Below are 857 nucleotides of genomic sequence, written 5' to 3'. Positions count from 1 at the left end.
TGGCGGATGGTGCCGAACAGCGTGAAGGCGGTGCCGGCGAACAGCACCGCGACCAGAAGCACGATCCATGGCGCGTCGAGGCAGGCGTGCAGGCTGCGCTTGTAAGCCGTATTGAGCGCGCCGCCGATGCGGGCGCCGATGCCATGGCCACCTTCGTGGTGGAGCGATGCGCCGGTCAGCATGCGCGAGGCGAGCATCGGGCACAGCGTCAACGCGACCACGCAGGACAAGAGCACCGACATGGCAAGCACGAAGCCGAATTCGCGGAACAAGCCGCCAGTCTGGCCGGGCAGGAACGAAATCGGCACGAAGACGGCGACCAGCGTCAAGGTGGTGGCAATAACGGCAAAGAACACTTCCTGCGCGCCAAGCACAGCGGCCGCACGCGGTCCCATGCCTTCGTTGCGTCGTCGCACAATGTTTTCGAGCACGACGATGGCGTCGTCGACGACCAGGCCGGTCGCCAGCACCAGCGCGAGCAGGGTCAGGATGTTGACCGAGAAGCCGGCCAGATAGATGGCGGCGATGGTGCCGATCATGGCGACCGGCATCGCCAGGCCGGGGATCAGCGTCGCGCGCCAGTCTAGGAGAAACACATAGATGACGATCAGCACCATGGTGACGGACAGGCCGAGCGCGATCTCGACCTCGTGCACCGCGCCCTTGACGAAGACCGCGTCGTCGCTGGTGATCTTGATCGACATGCCCTTGGGCAGGTTTTCCTGCAGCTTGGCGACGGCGGACTGGACGCCGGTCGAGATGTCCAACGTGTTCGATTCCGCCTGGCGGATGATGCCGATGCCGATGCCGGTCTTGCCATCCGAGCGCAATGTGGTCTGGCCAACGTCGGGGCCGAG

Annotated in this window: 1 protein-coding gene; it reads right to left on the bottom strand. The window is 65.0% G+C overall.

The features are described from left to right. On the bottom strand, positions 1–857 hold an 857-nt coding region (locus tag EN939_RS36200), incomplete at both ends, for an efflux RND transporter permease subunit (RefSeq protein ID WP_164751605.1).

The organism is Mesorhizobium sp. M7A.F.Ca.CA.002.05.1.1 (assembly GCF_003998335.1).
Classification (GTDB): domain Bacteria; phylum Pseudomonadota; class Alphaproteobacteria; order Rhizobiales; family Rhizobiaceae; genus Mesorhizobium.
The sequence above is the reverse complement of the archived record's forward strand: the minus strand, read 5'-3'. Positions and strand labels throughout refer to the sequence as shown.